This window comes from Paludibacterium denitrificans, assembly GCF_009707705.1.
GTDB classification, from domain to species: domain Bacteria; phylum Pseudomonadota; class Gammaproteobacteria; order Burkholderiales; family Chromobacteriaceae; genus Paludibacterium_A; species Paludibacterium_A denitrificans.
In genome coordinates, this window is sequence record NZ_WLYX01000001.1 from 2505853 (window position 1) to 2521242 (window position 15390).

Below are 15390 nucleotides of genomic sequence, written 5' to 3' on the forward strand. Positions count from 1 at the left end.
TGCATAAAAACCTGCATTGAGTGTAACGTTGCGAATTGATTTGCACAGTTTAGCGCGGGCTTTTGCACTGCCCAACATGGCTAATCGGTGCAAATAACCCGCAAAATTACCGGCTTTTAACCCTCTCCCGGCCACATCCAAACCGCCGCTATTCAGCCTGACTTACCACTGCCGTTTGCTGCGCTTCCGATAGGGCCGCGCGAAGGCTTTCGCACTCGGCCTCGGTCGACGCCACCGGGAAGGCCCGCATGTTGACCAGCAGATCAAGCGGGGCGAGTAAGAGCCAGATCATCAGGTACCCTCCGGATAGGCTGGTCGTGTCGGCAACAGCTGCGTCGGGTCGCCGGATTGTGCGGAGATGATAGCTCGAAGAGCCTTGCGGTACGCCACCCACTCCGCGGGCAGTGCGATGCCAGCCTCATAGCAGCGCATCAGTGTGGTGTCGCTAGCAGAAAGGGCAGTACGGGCTTCTGTATATCTTAGTTCTGCCAACCTTTGCGCATGTCGGGCAGTATCCAGCTTCCAGCCACTTCCGTCCCAATAATGGCCCGCCGCAGGTGGTTCCGCGTCGATAGCGCTAATGTCAGCGGGAGTCTGCCCAGGACGCTGTATGGAAACCGGCTCGCCACTGGCCATCGACCATAGCGGTACCCCACGCCAGTCCGGCCGGATGCGCCATGATCCATTCCAGTCCAGCGGAACAGAGCCAGAATCATCGAGGAACAATGCCACCTCACGCAGACCGGCCTCCGGAACCGGGTTAAAAGTCGTGAAGGCTGGCCGCAGGGGGTTCCCTTCTCGGTCCATATTCGGTGTAAACGGTTGGCCGTTCGACTCCCCTGTTGCGGGGTCAAATGAGTACAGCAGTGTGTCGAGTGCAGCCATTACACGGCCCTCCCTGTAGCGATGATGGGCAGTACGATGCGACGTTTTACGTTGTTTTCGGGGCCACCGGTAGTGGACGTAAACCCGTACTCACTAGTACCTCCCACGGCATCCGCCGTGTCGGTACCGTCTGCTGCGCCAGTTGCATCATCTCGGCGTTGTGCGTGGTTATGCGCCTTGATCTCGTCCGTGCCCTCGGCGCCGAGCTGTCTGCCTGTCACCCTCAAGGCAACAGACGCTGCCGTGGCGGTTGCGGCGGCGCTGATCGTCACGCTGGTCGCACTATTGATTTTGGTGATGGTGGTGTTGGCCGGGATTCCTGCTCCTGAAACTGGAATGCCGACCCACAGTCCACGCGTTGAAGCGATGCCGGTCAGCACGTTGCTGGCATTAGTCGTCTTCGCCGTCAGCGTTGACTTCTCGTAGCCGCGACCGCTGTCGTAGCCACGCGTATGTAGGCCACGATCATCCGGTACACCGAAGGTGGTCGCGCTGCCGCCGTAGCCATAACCGAACGGAAAGATGGTTAGCACCTGTTCTCCGCTAACCATCGCGGCGGCCGAAAGCATGATCGCCGTCGTGCTGGTGATGCTGGACACAGTGGTTCCATCCGGTATGCCATCGCCTTCTACCGGCATGCCGACCCACATGTCCAGCGTGGTAGAAAGACCGGTGACAGTAGCTTGTCCACCGGTCAGCGTGCCGCTGCGCGTTGGGCACAGTGCGGCGAAAAGCAGTGGCTCAACTGTACGGCCGATTGCCGAACCATCACGCACCAGCGCCCAGCTTGGCGGTGACAGAAGTGGCCAGTCGAGCAGCAGGGCTGGGGATTTTAGTAGCGTTCAGAACCTGAGCCTGCTCTAGATTTACCGCATGATGGCTCTGGGTGGCAGCACCTACACTGAACGGTTGTTCGCTTGACCCAGACAATGCAGCAAACCTAGATGGGAGCGCCTTAATATCAGCTCCGATAGCGCCGATGGCAGCCTGAATATTCGCAAGCAGCGACATACTGCAGCCCCCTTACGCCTTGGCGGCGTTGTAGGCGGCAACGAGATCAACAGTCGGGTCGCCGATACCGATGTTCTGGCACGCCTGCAGCTGCTGGGCAGCAGTCAGGCTCTGCGCATCGGCAAAGCTAACCCGGTTGCCTACGGCGGAAAGCAGGTTGGCCAGAGCGGTGTCGTCACTGCCCAGCTTGGTCTCGATTTCCTTCAGTGTGTCATAGGCTGCACTGGCACCGCCTAGGATGTCCGATTTCAGCTGCGCCAGCAGGTCGGTCATCTTGCTGGAGGAGTACGTGGAAGTAGTCGACGCGGAGGTGTCGTTGATGACCGTCGTGGACTGCAGCGCGGCCTGTACCTCGTTGATAGCGGCGACCAGCGAGTTTTTGGCGGTCGTGGTCAGCGCGGCCGGATTGCCGACGGCGGCTGTCAGGGATTTGACATCGGTTCCGAGCGCCCGGGCCAGCAGCGTCAGTTTGGTGTCTAGGGACATGGTTTGGGTCCTTACAGTTTGGCAATTTGGTAGATCAGGGTGAGGTCGAGATCAAATTCGGCGGTACCAGAGGCTCCGGGTGGGCCGGGTGGACCCTGCTCTGCCGAGGTGGTGAGCACCTCGCGCTCGATGGCCGTGGTTTCCAGCACCTCGACCTCGATGCCGGGCACCAGCTCGATGATTTCCGGGTCGCTCATGGCGCCAGCACTCCCGGTTTCACGATGATCGTCCCGGTCATGACAAGGTCCACGCGGCGTGGATCGGGGCCGGGCCAGCGCACCCGCAGGTTGAAGACAGCAGAACGCCGGGCGTAGGTTCGGGTGATGACTGATTCGATGCGGATGGTGAAGGTACTATCCGTGACGGTGATGCCAATGCCGGTGGTCAGGTACAAGAGCGTGTCCGTGGCCCCGGCATCAGACTTGGCCACCAGCTCGAACTCCGCCCCGGTCAGGTCAACAGGCTTACCGCCTGCCGTCCACTGCCGGGACTTTTCGAAGGTGCAGCCCGGGTGATCTCCAGCGGGTCGGGACGGGCATACGGTTTCATGGGGTTCCTAAAGCAAAAACGCCGAACAATGTGGATTGTCCGGCGTCTGGTGGCTTCAGGGAGGTGGGAAGGGGTTCGGTGAAGTGCGCGTGGTATGTCTTGGAACGGCAAGAAAAGGACGAATGATTCTGGGACTAACTCGCGGTTTTTTGTCAGCATACAGAAATAGGAGCCTTAGTCTGTGTGCAAGAGTTAGGTGCAGTCTATGGGTTTTATTATGCCGATCAAGCAGCGTGTATGCTAAATTATGACAATTAATAGCGTTGCTTTTACTTTATCAGGCGATAGTTAGCATATTAAGAATTAGGCTAAAAATTGTGCATTTATATAGGCAGGTATCTTCTCTATGTCCTACACAAAGAAAGCATGGAAGCGCCGATTGGCGGAACGGAGCGATTTATCCTCTCAAGTTGTTCACTTAACACGAAACACAAAAGATAAGACGGTTGTCGAGGTTCTATACAAAATCGTTTCGGATGCAAAGCTTATAGGGAGTTCAACGCAGAGCGGATTCATTTGCGGTCCGATGCCTGCAGTATGCTTCCAAGATGCTCCTTTGACAGCTATCTGCCAAAACGTATTTTTTGAACAGAAATACAACGAGGGAAAGCAAGACCCTAAGAGGCGATACTTAGCCGTTGGTCTTGCCTTCCCGAAAGACTATGCCTATGCGAAGGGCGCCAGACCAGTAATCTATGATAAGACCTCTGAGGCCAAGAGGTTTCTTCCTGCGGATCAGCAATGGCGGATCGTCAATTTCGATCTAAGCAACGAAGATTCGTTCATTGATTGGACACACGAATGAGAATGGCGGATACCGGTAACTTCAGTTTTGACCTCAAAGAGGCAACCCTTCTATTCGTAAACGAATCAGCATACAAAGCATTCTTGGAGAAATGTGCGGCCGAGGGGAAGAACTTTGTCGAGTTGGTTCGCGGAGTTGTGGTAATGGATAACCTTCTCTACTGAGCAACGCAATTACCGGTACCTAACCATTTATCCAGCACCGATTAGGCGAAAAATCCGTGCAAGGACAGTTGCCTCCACGTTAATGTCCGTGGTCAATCGACTGCCACCAGACTATACCTTGATAAGCATGGCCTGGTACCCCCTACACAAAAAACACGCTCTGGTCGTTCGGGTTATCTGACAGGAAGATCCTGTCCGGGGAGATGGCCCGGACGTAGCTGGCGTTGGCGTTCTTGCGCAGGATTTTGTCTTCGGGAATGACCTGCTGGGTGGTCAGGTCGTAGTAGACGTGGTGGTCGACATGACTGGTTGACTCACTGATCGTCAGCGGCATGACATTCAGGGTGTGGCTGCCGTCCGAAAAACTACCGGCATTGATATCACCGGTGCCGATATCAATGCCGATCAGGCTGTGCGTGATTTCCAGCGCTTAAGCAGGTCAAAACTGTCGGTGCCGTACGGCAAGATTTCCCCGGTATCTTGCCGACGCGACCAACCATCCTCTGCATTTTTCCGATGAAAATCAAACGAAATGGACCCGATTTTCTGGCTGAAGGTGTAGTCCTCCAGATAGTAGCCGTACTCGACGATGTACGGCGTCCCCATCGGGTGGCCCACCCCGTCAGAGGTCGGATACGTCAGCTCTTCCCTGACTTTGACCATTTCGACGGTACTGGTTGTTCTGACATAGAAGTCGACCGGTACGACTTTGCCCGCTTCACTCAGGGTATAGAGCGGCCCTTTGTAAAAATACGTCCATCCTCCTTCTTCTACGTCAACCCGCACCCGTCCAAGCTGTTGAATCGTCATCGTCACATCGTAGCGGGTCTTATTGATGCGGTACGGGTCGCTGACATTGTCCGTACGGGCCACGCTGGTCACGTTGACCTGGTAGTAATAGCGCCGGGTGCTTCTCAACAAGGCCGTCTTGCCATCTTTTGAGGCCATGACCCACTCGTAGTCGCTGTCATCGTCCTCGGTCTTGGTGATGGTGCTATGAACCACGACGTTGGGCTGGTAGGTGTACTCCCGGTCATCGGCGTAGCCTCCCGCCCCAACCGTGAGTTTCAAGACTTCGCCGGGAGCGATGGGGTACAGCCAACAAAGCCATCCACCACCAAGACGATGCTTGCCGCCATACACCGACATCTGCGGCCCGGATGTCCAGATATCGTTTCGGGCACCGGGCACGTTTTTAGGGGCGTTCGGTACCGTGGTGACATTCATGTACACGGGGCTGCCACCAGTAAGAAATCCACCATAATTATTCAGTTTGCAATCAAACGGATTGATGCCCTTCCATGGAAACGTTTGGCCGTCATCACGGAACAGCGTACCGGTGGAACCAAACCCGGTGATGTTTGAATATGGGGCATCTTTGTCTGGGGTAACGACGACATAGCCACCGCCAATGAATCCGTATTGGGTCGGCTGGTCGATCATCATGCCCCCTGTTTGAAGGTGATGGTGACGGGTGACCCAGTGGGGTTTCCGCTGCTGTTTGACTCGGCAATGGTCAGGGTTTTGATCGGCACTATTCCAATCCGGAACAGCCCGTCATGGGTAAAGTAAGGTGTGGTGTCGGTGGTGCTGTCGTAGAGCGTCCGGCCGGTTTCCACATAAGCGGATGCCAGTCCCGCCAACGTCTGGCCAGTCCCACTGCCTTCCGTTGCTTTGCCACGAAATATCCCGCCGGGAATGCCGCCGGGGCCGCTGGCGGGCGGTAGGCCGTTATCGGTCTTTTGGCTGGATTGCCGGGCCAGTGCCTGGGCGACTTCGGCCGCTTCTTGTGCGCTCATTCGGGCCATGGTTACACCTCGTAGATTGCGTTGCTGACCAGTGAAAGGTTGGCGTACTGTCCATCGTCCAGTCCGGCATCTTCAACCTGCAGCCACAGTGCTTGCATGCCGGACACCACTTGCCCGATGGCCAAACTGGCATTGCCATGGGCGAGTTCTGACAGCGAGTTGGCCAGTTTGACCCGGCTGGCCGGGAGACCGGGGCCGATGGCTTGAGCCGTCAGGGTGATGGTTTCGCCACTGGGCGTCATGGCCACCTTGCTGCCATCGGTACCGACCCAGATCCGGGTGACGGTGCCACCGGCCAATGCCAGGCTGGCCAGCGGCTGGTGACGCTCGGCGTCACGATAAAAGCCGAATGTCAGACGACTCATGAGCGGAACTCCAGACGATCGACAGGGATGGCCACCGACACGGTGTAGGCCAGTTCACGCGAGACCGGGTCGGTGAGGTATACCGGAATCTCCGGCACGGCGATGGCCACTTCATGGGGGTATTCCGAGGCGGCATCGCCACTGGCTCCCGTGGTATAGCCGGTGGTGCTGGTGCTGTACTGGCTACGCCCCTCGAGGCAGGTGCCCAGATCCGCACTATCCGCTTGGGACTGGCTGGGCAATGCCTCCAGCTCCGGGCTTTTAGCGGGTCGCTATCAACGGTACCAACACCGATCAGGCCCGAGATGGCCAGTTCGACGGCGGCCAGTGCGCTACCCGCCGTCAGGTCATAGGTTTCGGTCAGGCGGGCAATCTTGCCGCTGGCCAGCAGGTCGGGCCGGTCTACTGTGATCGCCCGCGAGGTGTCTAAAACCGGGTTAATCGGAAGCGTGAATTTAACGCGGGTTAAGCGGTGGGATTCCAGTATCTGGCGCCGGGCAATGGCGGCCAGTGTCTGGATGGCCAGATTGGCCTCCTCTCGGGTGGCATCGGCCAGACTGGTGAGGTCGACCGAGGTGGTGCCCACTTCCGGCAGCATGGTGGTCGAGTCTGTCCAGGCGGAGGCGTCGAACGCACTGCCTGAGCATCGATGCTGGCGGTCTGCCCCTGTTTCTTCATCTCGCCCAGCGCGGCAATGCTGTCCGGTGCCTTAACGGTGATCCGCCAGCGCTCGGTCAGGGTCTGCACCACCCGCTTGGCAATGGCGATCACCGCCGACTCGCAGCGCGGATCGTCTTCGGGCTTGCCGGTGTAGTCGTTACGGTACCAAAGCACGGCGGCGGCATCGCTCGGGACGGTTTCACCGTCATGCAGATTGCCACTGCTGTCGATATAGCCGACATAGTGCTGGCCTTGTAGCGGTGGCGTGTAGAACTCGGAGAGCAGCTTCCAGCCGCTGGAATCCACGGCTGACTTGAACAGCGACTTCTCCGGCAGTTTGTACGGCTTGCCGTTGTTGCCTTGGGCAAAGGCGGCATAGCTCATGCCCATCGACCGGTATAGGTGCGGCGGTATTCGTGCAGGCGTGGATAGCGATATTGCAACGAGCAGTCGACGACACGCTCTTGCGCGGCCTGACCAATGATCGCCGTCCCTTTGCCATTCCGGGCAACTTGAAATGGCGTGCCCCACATCGTGCACTGGATAGTGCCGTAGGTGAGCGTGACGCACGGGGTATAGCGGCCATCGGCCGGGGTTTCGTTACCTTGGCCGACCAGTGGCCACCGGCGCTTACCGTGGCGGTCAGAGTCTGACCTCCTACCTTCACCGTTACGGTCATGCCGGGCGTGGCCACGCCGGTGAGCGTTGGCTGGGTGCTGGTGGTCAGGGTCTTGCCGTCCGACAGTTTGCAGATCGCCGTGGTACTGATGGCCTGTTCCGACTCGTTGTCATTGGTGACCGGGTTGATCACCGACTTGTGGCTGCTGGGCTGAATCGACAGCGATTCATCGACGATATCGCCCGCATGCAGGGTCAGGCTGGACGCCAGCCCGGCCCATGGTGTCAGGCGCGGATTGCCGTAGACATCCAGATCATAGGCAGCGGGAATGGTAGAGAGACGGTCCGTGGCGTACTGCAGGCTGTCGGCGTAACGGGCAAAAACATGTTGAGACCAGTAGCCGCCCAGCAATGCTTCCAGCTCGGCCCGGCTGGACAGAGCCAGCGACTCGCTGCGCCGGTCACGGGCATGCAGGGTGACAAAGTCACGATCCTGGCCAAACTCGGGCGTGTCCACGATGCCGGTAAAGCGTCGCTGCCAGCTGGCCAGCACGTTGGGGCGCATCTCGACCACCAGTGGCTTGCCGGTCAGGTCAGACAGGCTTTGCCCGGTCAGCAGCAGCTTGACCGTGGCGATACGGGAGGCAGACTCCTCCGCTTCGATGACGACCGACCCGGTCAGCTGGTCGGTGATGTCCTGGTCAGCGAGTAGAACACGGATATCCCAGATCGTGGCGGCATCCGGCTGGGTATGCGCAACGGTGACCAGCAGAGGCAGGGAAACGGTTTCGCCGGTGATGCTCTCTCCGCTTACCGTACCGAATGGCGTCTGGCCAAACGTGGTCAGGCCGAACATCACTGAGGCACTCCACCACTACCGTCTCCGGTATACCCCGGGGGCAGGTCAAACCACGGCATCTCACCACCCAGCAAGGTGGATTGCAAAACGACGTACGATGCCTTTGTTTGGTAACACAGCAAAATAAGGGCGGTGGCCGTTGTGGTGTCATCAATAGTCGGGAGGGTGAATGACGTTCCATCCGGATTACAAAGCGGTGGGGATGACCCCATGACCGGCACCCATTCACCGCCACGGATGAGATACGGTAAGCAAGCCGGTGCAGTGTTCACCGGGCGTTGCACGTCATACGAAAACAGCGGCATGTAGACCCGGCTTCCGGCCGGGATCGTCATGCTCACATCCGGCACAGCACCGGTGGCCATATCGGGCATATCGCCCCAATAGATCGAAGGGCCTGGGCTAAACAAGAAAAATGGCTTAGCGAATCATCGCTCCATCCTCACCGATCCACTCAATGACGACTTCGGCACTGGTGCCGGATCTCGTCTTGAGCTGATTATCTAGCCCGATCCAGTCAGTCAGAACGGGACTGTTCATGCCGTTTGGCGTCCAGTCCGCCGCCAGTGTAGTTTCCCATCCATCCATATAAATGGATCGCCCACTGATGGCGGGGATCATTGGGGTGTAGGCATCATTCGGGAGTACAGTCGCCATCATTCTTCCTCTATCGTTATGGTCCAGCCCCACGTAGCCGAGCGCGGGTCGGTGTCTTCCGTGATTTCCAGATAGCCGGTGAGCCGAGGCCAGTACACATACATGCCGTCGCGGATGACGCCGGGCACATCCGGGCGTTCAGAGACCGGAGTGCCAATGGGCACGGCGCGCGGGGCGACGCAGTCAATGGTGTGCACGATGCTCCGGTCCAGCCCGGCCAGCGGGAGCGGTGCCCAGCCGGTACCGGAGAGTTCGCTACGCATCTTTTTCCAGCGGGATTGCAGATGGCCACGGCCATTGCTCATGCGCGTCAGGGTGCGACCGCCAAGGGTCTCGTAACGCTGGGTGACTTTAACGGCGGCTTTAACCGGGATTAACACGCCGTCGATGCCGAATGTCAGGGCATAGTCGTGGACGTTCATGGTGTCAGCCCCTCTTCAGGTTCATGAGTTTGGCGGCGGCCACCAGCTGCTTCACCGCATCCTCGCTGCCGGAGAGCGGGACCGGGTCGGACTGGCCGGGTAGATGGAGATTTACCGGTCGAAGTGAACCGGATGAATGTGCCGGTTGGATCGTTGGCATGCTATCCAACGTATTACGGATTAGATCTGCAGGTTGTTTCAGGCGAGAGACAATGCCCCCTGATGCATAGCCACGCCAGCCCTGAAGAGCCTTCAAGCCATAGCGGTTAACCCGGTCAAACAATGCCAAAGCCCCCGGCTCGCGGGTAACTTCCTGACGCATTACAAATTCGTCAGCGTGAACAATACCAGCGGGTTGATATTTACCACCCGGACCCGTCCAGCCACCGGTATCAAAAGTCGATAGTGCGATTTTTACTAGATCATCGGTGGATGCCCCTGCCGCAGCCGCCTTAGTGACCTGTGCTTGCAGACTGGTATCGGGTGCCGCCGCATTCTTCTGCTGCACACTAACCGTGACGACCTTATCTTGGATTGAATCGATCTGATCCTTGAGTTCTTGCACCTTCGTTTTGGCTTGTTCAACATCGGCATCTACCTTGATCTGGTTATCTGCCGCCATTAACTTTGCCAAGGTTTCTTCAACCGACTTAACGTTGGCATTGGCATCATTCAGCTGCTGCTTCAGCTTATCGATACCTTTGTTCTGTTCGGCCAGCTTGGCTTCCTGATCCGACTTCTGCTGCTCAGTGTCGGCAATATCAGCCTTACTGGTCGAATTGGCCTGATCAATCGCTTTCTTGGCTAGTTCCTCCGCCTTTTTGTTGTCTTTAATGCTTTCCGCCAAGGACAAGGCATCTTCAGCAGCTTTTTTGGCTCCTTCATAGTCGCCCTTGTTACGAAGGGAGCTGGACTGACTAATTTTTTCGTCTGTTTGTTTTGCGATGTCCTTTTGCTGATCATCTTCTGACATGCTCCGGCGTTGGATGACACGCAGCCTATCGGAATAGGACATGTTGCTAGTGACCATTGCCTCCTGTTTTTTCTTGAGGTCAGCATTGATCTGTTTGATCTTATCAGCTGTTTGCTTGGCGGCTTCCTCCTGCTTGTGCAAGGCGTCTTTGACAACATCAACCTGTTTTTTTGCCGACTCGACCCATGCCTTACCTTGCTCCATCTGCAAGCTAGTAGAGGTGGCCACATATGCTTGCTCAGCCGCTGTCAGCGTTTGCAGTGTGTGGATTTTGTACTTGATGCTTTCTTCATAGGCTTTGATATCCGCTTCTTGCTGTTTTTTCTTCTGCGCGGCCAACTTACTCGCTAAGTCTGCCTCTGCTACATTCAACTGCCCCTGCAGTTCATCCCGCTTGGCAAGCAAATCGTTGATCTGTTTCAGTTGAGTAATCGCGTCAGCATAAAGATGATTCATCCTGGCTGCGTTTATGGCCTCGGGTGAGTCCCACTGTCTTGCGCTTTCCTGCTCCATCCTTGCTTGCCAATAGGCTTTAGCCTGATCCAGTTTTTTGGCGTACTCTTCGCGCTCCTTGACCGATGCTTTAGACAGTTTTTCAGAACTCTGTACGACGGTGTTAGCGTAGTCTTTAGTCGTTGCTATTGTTTGATCCAGCGCGGCTTTACGTGCAGATACCGAATCTTGCATATCCTGATTTTCACGCCATAGCCGATACAACTCGGTCAACTTGTTGCTGGTCCAAACCACCTCAGCCACAAATGCTGTCAATAACGGCACGGCCGCCATGGCCGAAGCCCCAACAGTCCCCAGTCCTGCGCCAAGTTCTACCGCACTGACCGAACTGGAAACGGCCAGCGTAGGCAGTTTCGAAAGCACTCCGGCAAGGCCACCCACACCGAGAATATTGAGCAGTCCGGATACAGCTACACCGGCAGCAGTCATCCCAGCTAAAGCAAGGCCAGCATCCTTGATCGGCTCAGGCAGGGCATTAAAGGACCGCAACATATCCGTCAGAAAGTTAAGGAATGGCGTCGCTGAGTTCACCATGTCACCAAACTCAATCTTCAGCTCCGAGACGGCCCCTTTGAATTCCGTTCCACTATGCTTTGCCGTATCGGTTGCTTTGCCGTAAGCCTCCATCGCCACACCGCCAACATTCCCCATCTTGACGACTTCATTGGCGAGTTCCTGGTAGTGCTGTGACAAGGTTAATACCCCGCGCGCACCCTCCATATCCGGGACGATGGACTTGATAGCATCGATGCCAAGGTGCTTATCGGTAATTTGCTTAATCGTACCGGCCAGCCCATTCCAAGTGATTCCTAACTCACCAAGTTTGTCTTTGGCTTCTTTTGATGGTGCCGTGAGCTGGGTAATTGCCCCGTTAATTGAGGTAATGGCTGCCGGAGTCTGATAGGCCTTGTTGGTTAACACGGCAATGGCGGCCCCCAACTCACTCAGCGGTACTTTTGCACCGACTGCCGTTGGCAGGACCAAACCGATGGATTGCGCCAGTGCCGGGAATTCCGTTACACCGTCCTTGATCGTTTGAAACAGGATGTCGTAGATACCATTCAGATCTTCAGTACCCTTCCCATAGGCATTCATAATGCCGAGACCGACCCGAACACTGGTCCCCACATCCGTGAATCCGCCCTTGGCTGCAATTTGTGCTTGGTGCAGTACCTTTAGTGAATCCGTTGGCCGAGTAAAATCCATTGATCCGAAGATATCGGCCAAGGCATACGCCGACTGAGTGGCATCGACCCCCATACTCTGCGCCAGATCACGTACCCCTTTGGTTAGATTGGGAAGCTCTTTCGTCTGAGCGCCTTCCAACTGGGTATTCACCTTGGCCATGGCCTCTTCAAAATTGGCGGCATACTGCGAGGCTTCTTTGGTGATGTAGCCCGCAGTCAGTCCCGGTGCAACCTGAGTCCCGATCTGACGGAGCTGAGAGGCCACTGGGGGCAGACTGGTCGCTGAAACATTCGACATCTCTTGCTTCAGCAGGGCAATCTTTGACTTTGCCGACTCAGCGGCACGAGCCAGCTCTGCCGATGAAATTTCGCCTGACCGAGCCAACCGTCCGTAGGCGGCCGCAACAAGATCAATCTCCCGCTGTATGTCTTTCTGGCTACGGATGTTGAGTACCTGTTCAGCCCGTGCAATACGGGCTGAGGCGAGCTGGCGAGCGCTATTAATGGACTGACTTTGTTCAACAGATTGCTGGGCAGCTTCCAGTACTTTGCTGTCAGCCGCATACGCCTGCAACTCCGCGCGAGACTGTTTAAGAATTACCGCTTGCGTACCGAGTTGACCGGATAAGGATTTCACCACGGCCTCAGCCACACCTTGCAGTTTCTCCAGCGAAGTAATGGGCGATGTGGCTTGGCTGGTCGCCTGTTGATAGGCCTCCAGTTCGTGTTTGGCTTCAGCTAGCTGATTGGCCAGGTTTTGGAAATCACGGTTTGCCGCTGAGAACAACTCCAGCTTACTGGCCATCTCTGGCCAACGCTTGATCATGTCCTGATAGCGTGCCTCAGCCTCTTTCAGGCCAGATAGAAACCCCGCAGGGTTTAGCTGCAGGGCATAAGCCAGCGTTGTGTTACTCATGATTTCTCTTGTTGATTGATGTCATCAATGGCGTCTAAAAAGAAACGCCAAGGGAACTGCTCAACATGCGTAAACCCGCGCTGCATAAGGCCACGCATGTTGCGTTCTAATCGACTGAGTTGTTCGGAGGGGTGATCAGCAACTTGGCCATGTCGGTCGTCATCTTCGCCTGATGTATCCGCCCCTTCATCCCGAAAAAAAGCGGATTCAACTCCCGCATGGTATCGACCACCTCGGTCAGTTCAGACTGAGTCAACAAGTCCATGCCTTAACCTCATCAAGATCCGTCATGGCTAGCACATCGGTTAATGTCGGTACAGGCAGCAGCCAATTATTCATTTCCATCCGGCTGCGTTCCTCTGCAGAGCAATGTAAATCGGCATCTGATGGACCGTTATGCGCGGTGATCAGCAAAGCCCGTATTTCTCCTACCGTCAGCTCTTTCACCAAAACTCCAGAGCCAATTTGCAGGTTCTTTTGCACTCGCATGAAAAACTCCAAAGGCGATGCACAGCCATATGGCCATGCATCATGTAATGATTACTTCATGAGGGTTTCACGTACCCACTGGGAGAGGCCGTCACCGGTCTGCAGCGGATCAGACAGCACTTCGAACTTCAGGCTTGGCACCACGGAAGTCCTTGCCCAGCAGGGCATACTTGTCGGCAAAGCCAAACTTGCCCCGGAAAATCTCCACGGCCACCTCTTTACGGTTGGCCTTGTTCACCCCATGGAAGATGAGCGAACGCTCTTGGCTGGAGAGCTTACCAACCAGTTGACGATGTCGGCCTGCTTGGCCTTGTAGCTGACCTTGATCTTGGTGCCGTCAGCGATAGCGCCACTTTCCAGAACAAAGATGCTTAAGAGCGGTCGGCAGGTAGTCTTTACCGGCCACATAAGGGGTTGGATTCGCACCGGCTTCATCAGTCACAACAAAGTCACCGGCGCCGATTTTTTCCAGCGGGACCAGCACGCCCTTGTAGGCCGTCTGTACTTCATCAGAGATGGCCTCTTCCGCCCGCGTGGTGGCCACGCCCATGGTCATCTCAGCGATGATCTCCGGCTGGAAGGTCTTGATGTCCAGATCCAGCGTGACGGCTTTCACCGAGTACATCTTGTCGTAGTTGCCACGGCCGCTGTAGGCATCCGGCAGTTCCCGGGTTTCCTGCTCGATTGTCAGGTTGGCGGTATCGACCATGGCAAACGGCTTGTACTTGTTTTCGCCATAGGCCGACATCAGCATCTGGCCAGATACCGAATAGGTGTGCTTTTCAGTCGAGGTAAGAATCGGTGCGTAACTCATGCTTCATGCTCCGTAGTGGGGGTAACGGTTGCCTTGGTAAGCGTGGCTTGGCGATGTTGTGGCGGTACAGCCAGGGCAGCGGTGCTCGAAGACACCACCAGCTCATGGCCAACCGGGTATTCGGTACCGGCGTTTTTGTGCACTTGTAGCAACTCAACGCGCTCGCGCTGGGACGATCCAGCCATGTTTGCCTCCTTTCAGGCGTAAAAATCGGCGTTAAACATCAGCGGGAAATACCCCCAGTCACTGAGGTACATGGCAGCAGGAGGTGTTGCCGCTTGTAGCGGTTCATATCGCGCGGTGTCCGGCAACCAGTCCAACAGGGCATCGCGGACGTCCGCCAGCAGCTGGCCCGCCTTGGCAATCATCTGATCCGGGCTACCCTGTACAGAGGCCACCACCATCCACTGCTGCACGATATGGTTCATGCCATCCATGCTCTGGCTACCGGATGGCAACAAATCCCGGACATAGATCACATACAACGAGGGAGAGATTTGTTCGCCACTGGTGACATCGCTCATCTCCCCGCGCAGGGCGATCTGGCGCACGTCACCGATTTGCTGTTTTAGCCGGGCCACGATGCTTGGCCCCAGTGCGAGGTGATTCGGGCGCATCAGTAGTCCTTCATGCTGTGGCGGGAGAACTTGCGCCGAGGTCCGGCCATGACGACCTTGCCGGTTGAGCTGACCGGGGTTTCCGGCACCGGCAAGCCCAGAGAAACGACGCCATTGGCCACGTCCTTGAGCCACTTCACCCCATCGTCGTAACGCTTGGTCACTTCCTCGCCGGGCTGGCTGGCATAGAGGAAATAGCGCACCAGGTCAGCCGCCACCCGCTCCAGCGATCCCGGCACAAACGGCACCGGCAAGGTGTAGCGTTTACCCAGATAGGAGTTCACCAGCTCGGTGGCATCACTAATGGCGCGGGCCACCTTGCCCTGGTCAATTTCGCCGGTGTTGGTCGGGTCGGTCACACGCAGCAGGAACTCGCGGCCGAAGCGATCTTCGAGACCTTGTTGGGTGATGTAGGGAGTAGAAGTCGTCATGCCCGCATTGTGCGGGCATGGGGGGAATGGCAAAGGCAGGAAGGGGTTCGGCAAAGCTGTATATGCCAAGAGTATTGACACCTTTAGCCATGCGGTATCACTATTATTAAGTATGTGTAAATTTCAATAATACAATTTTATTGTTTCTGTTAATAAACTTA

At 56.4% G+C, this 15390-nt stretch carries 22 protein-coding genes and 1 pseudogene; 1 reads left to right on the plus strand and 22 read right to left on the minus strand.

What is annotated here, in order from left to right:
* Positions 1–148: 148 nt before the first annotated feature.
* The 6 genes from GKE73_RS16175 to GKE73_RS16200 all read right to left on the minus strand — a co-directional run bounded on the left by GKE73_RS16175 (position 149) and on the right by GKE73_RS16200 (position 2812).
* Positions 149–292 carry a hypothetical protein gene (locus tag GKE73_RS16175; RefSeq protein WP_230370742.1) on the minus strand — a complete coding sequence of 48 codons (144 nt, stop codon included), beginning with the start codon at positions 290–292 and terminating at the stop codon, positions 149–151.
* Positions 292–885: a tail fiber assembly protein gene (locus GKE73_RS16180; protein ID WP_230370743.1), complete on the minus strand. Its 594-nt coding sequence runs from the start codon at positions 883–885 to the stop codon at positions 292–294. Before GKE73_RS16180 ends, GKE73_RS16175 begins: the two co-directional genes overlap by 1 nt.
* A complete protein-coding gene (locus GKE73_RS16185; RefSeq protein ID WP_230370744.1) occupies positions 885–1661 on the minus strand; it encodes a hypothetical protein in 777 nt (258 codons plus the stop codon). Before GKE73_RS16185 ends, GKE73_RS16180 begins: the two co-directional genes overlap by 1 nt.
* Positions 1662–1908: 247 nt before the next feature.
* Complete coding sequence (locus GKE73_RS16190; protein WP_230370745.1) at positions 1909–2382, minus strand: hypothetical protein; 474 nt, start codon at positions 2380–2382, stop codon at positions 1909–1911.
* Positions 2383–2393: 11 nt separating this feature from the next.
* Positions 2394–2579, minus strand: coding sequence for a hypothetical protein (locus GKE73_RS16195; protein ID WP_230370746.1), 186 nt, complete (start codon positions 2577–2579; stop codon positions 2394–2396).
* Positions 2576–2812, minus strand: coding sequence for a hypothetical protein (locus tag GKE73_RS16200; RefSeq protein ID WP_230370747.1), 237 nt, complete (start codon positions 2810–2812; stop codon positions 2576–2578). The genes GKE73_RS16195 and GKE73_RS16200 overlap by 4 nt, the downstream gene beginning before the upstream one ends.
* A gap of 465 nt (positions 2813–3277) precedes the next feature.
* Between GKE73_RS16200 and GKE73_RS16205 the strand changes: the two genes are divergently transcribed.
* A complete protein-coding gene (locus tag GKE73_RS16205) occupies positions 3278–3736 on the plus strand; it encodes a hypothetical protein (protein WP_230370748.1) in 459 nt (152 codons plus the stop codon).
* Positions 3737–4042: 306 nt separating this feature from the next.
* Here GKE73_RS16205 and GKE73_RS16210 read toward each other — a convergent pair whose 3' ends face one another.
* The 16 genes and pseudogenes from GKE73_RS16210 to GKE73_RS16285 all read right to left on the minus strand — a co-directional run bounded on the left by GKE73_RS16210 (position 4043) and on the right by GKE73_RS16285 (position 15229).
* On the minus strand, positions 4043–4234 hold the full coding sequence (locus GKE73_RS16210; RefSeq protein ID WP_230370749.1) for a hypothetical protein: 192 nt from the start codon (positions 4232–4234) through the stop codon (positions 4043–4045).
* 71 nt (positions 4235–4305) lie between these two features.
* Positions 4306–5346: a hypothetical protein gene (locus GKE73_RS16215; RefSeq protein ID WP_230370750.1), complete on the minus strand. Its 1041-nt coding sequence runs from the start codon at positions 5344–5346 to the stop codon at positions 4306–4308.
* Complete coding sequence (locus GKE73_RS16220; protein ID WP_230370751.1) at positions 5343–5708, minus strand: hypothetical protein; 366 nt, start codon at positions 5706–5708, stop codon at positions 5343–5345. Before GKE73_RS16220 ends, GKE73_RS16215 begins: the two co-directional genes overlap by 4 nt.
* 2 nt (positions 5709–5710) lie before the next feature.
* Complete coding sequence (locus GKE73_RS16225) at positions 5711–6073, minus strand: hypothetical protein (protein WP_230370752.1); 363 nt, start codon at positions 6071–6073, stop codon at positions 5711–5713.
* Positions 6070–6315, minus strand: coding sequence for a hypothetical protein (locus tag GKE73_RS16230; RefSeq protein WP_230370753.1), 246 nt, complete (start codon positions 6313–6315; stop codon positions 6070–6072). Before GKE73_RS16230 ends, GKE73_RS16225 begins: the two co-directional genes overlap by 4 nt.
* Positions 6316–6538: 223 nt before the next feature.
* On the minus strand, positions 6539–7039 hold the full coding sequence (locus GKE73_RS16235; protein ID WP_230370754.1) for a hypothetical protein: 501 nt from the start codon (positions 7037–7039) through the stop codon (positions 6539–6541).
* Complete coding sequence (locus tag GKE73_RS16240) at positions 6939–8210, minus strand: Ig-like domain-containing protein (RefSeq protein WP_230370755.1); 1272 nt, start codon at positions 8208–8210, stop codon at positions 6939–6941. Before GKE73_RS16240 ends, GKE73_RS16235 begins: the two co-directional genes overlap by 101 nt.
* Entirely contained in the window at positions 8207–8584 is a 378-nt protein-coding gene (locus tag GKE73_RS16245; protein ID WP_230370756.1) for a hypothetical protein, read from the minus strand. The genes GKE73_RS16240 and GKE73_RS16245 overlap by 4 nt, the downstream gene beginning before the upstream one ends.
* 282 nt (positions 8585–8866) lie before the next feature.
* Positions 8867–9289 (minus strand): hypothetical protein, encoded by a 423-nt coding sequence (locus GKE73_RS16250; protein WP_230370757.1) that lies wholly within the window; start codon positions 9287–9289, stop codon positions 8867–8869.
* A 4-nt stretch (positions 9290–9293) separates the two neighbouring features.
* Positions 9294–12878 (minus strand): phage tail tape measure protein, encoded by a 3585-nt coding sequence (locus GKE73_RS16255; RefSeq protein ID WP_230370758.1) that lies wholly within the window; start codon positions 12876–12878, stop codon positions 9294–9296.
* A 106-nt stretch (positions 12879–12984) separates the two neighbouring features.
* Positions 12985–13143, minus strand: coding sequence for a hypothetical protein (locus tag GKE73_RS16260; protein WP_230370759.1), 159 nt, complete (start codon positions 13141–13143; stop codon positions 12985–12987).
* The gene (locus GKE73_RS16265; RefSeq protein WP_230370760.1) at positions 13131–13325 is read right to left on the minus strand and encodes a hypothetical protein; all 195 of its coding nucleotides are present in this window, start codon (positions 13323–13325) and stop codon (positions 13131–13133) included. The genes GKE73_RS16260 and GKE73_RS16265 overlap by 13 nt, the downstream gene beginning before the upstream one ends.
* Positions 13326–13476: 151 nt before the next feature.
* Positions 13477–14181: pseudogene (locus GKE73_RS16270) on the minus strand (hypothetical protein).
* On the minus strand, positions 14178–14366 hold the full coding sequence (locus GKE73_RS16275; protein WP_230370762.1) for a hypothetical protein: 189 nt from the start codon (positions 14364–14366) through the stop codon (positions 14178–14180). The pseudogene GKE73_RS16270 and the gene GKE73_RS16275 overlap by 4 nt, the downstream one beginning before the upstream one ends.
* A gap of 12 nt (positions 14367–14378) precedes the next feature.
* Positions 14379–14798 (minus strand): phage tail terminator protein, encoded by a 420-nt coding sequence (locus GKE73_RS16280; protein ID WP_230370763.1) that lies wholly within the window; start codon positions 14796–14798, stop codon positions 14379–14381.
* Positions 14798–15229: a gp436 family protein gene (locus tag GKE73_RS16285; protein ID WP_230370764.1), complete on the minus strand. Its 432-nt coding sequence runs from the start codon at positions 15227–15229 to the stop codon at positions 14798–14800. The genes GKE73_RS16280 and GKE73_RS16285 overlap by 1 nt, the downstream gene beginning before the upstream one ends.
* Positions 15230–15390 lie beyond the last annotated feature (161 nt).